Annotated in this window: 1 protein-coding gene; it reads left to right on the top strand. The window is 68.6% G+C overall.

The window, feature by feature from the left end; all coding sequences use genetic code 11:
• A partial coding sequence (gene metK / locus AA75_RS20810) for a methionine adenosyltransferase (protein ID WP_063794406.1) occupies positions 1-893 on the top strand: 893 nt, incomplete at both ends.

The raw sequence follows: 893 nt of genomic DNA, 5'->3' as shown, positions 1-893 counted from the left end.
CGCCGCCTGTTCACCTCGGAGTCGGTCACCGAGGGACACCCCGACAAGATCGCTGACCAGATCAGCGACACCATCCTGGACGCCCTCCTCGAGGAGGACCCCACCTCGCGCGTCGCCGTGGAGACGCTGATCACCACCGGCCTGGTGCACATCGCCGGCGAGGTCACCACCAAGGCGTACGTCCCGATCGCGCAGCTGGTCCGGGAGAAGATCCTGGAGATCGGCTACGACAGCTCCAAGAAGGGCTTCGACGGCGCGTCCTGCGGCGTCTCGGTCTCGATCGGCTCGCAGTCGCCCGACATCGCGCAGGGCGTGGACACGGCGTACGAGGCCCGGGTCGAGGGCGATGACGACCACCTGGACAAGCAGGGTGCGGGTGACCAGGGCCTGATGTTCGGCTACGCGTGCGACGACACGCCGGAGCTGATGCCGCTGCCGATCACGCTGGCGCACCGGCTGTCGCGCCGGCTGTCGGAGGTCCGCAAGAACGGGACGATCCCGTACCTGCGTCCGGACGGCAAGACGCAGGTCACCATCGAGTACGACGGTGACAAGGCGGTCCGCCTGGACACGGTGGTGGTGTCCTCGCAGCACGCGAGCGACATCGATCTGGAGTCGCTGCTGACGCCGGACATCCGGGAGTTCGTGGTCGAGCCGGAGCTCAAGCGGCTGGCGGACGACGGGATCAAGCTGGTGACCGACGGGTACCGGCTGCTGGTGAACCCGACCGGCCGGTTCGAGATCGGTGGTCCGATGGGTGACGCGGGCCTGACCGGCCGCAAGATCATCATCGACACGTACGGCGGGATGGCCCGCCACGGTGGTGGCGCGTTCTCGGGCAAGGACCCGTCCAAGGTGGACCGCTCGGCGGCGTACGCGATGCGCTGGGTGGC

Origin of the sequence: Kitasatospora sp. MBT63, from assembly GCF_000710465.2 — a bacterium.
Lineage (GTDB): Bacteria > Actinomycetota > Actinomycetes > Streptomycetales > Streptomycetaceae > Kitasatospora.
This window is presented reverse-complemented; position numbering and strand designations above follow the sequence as displayed.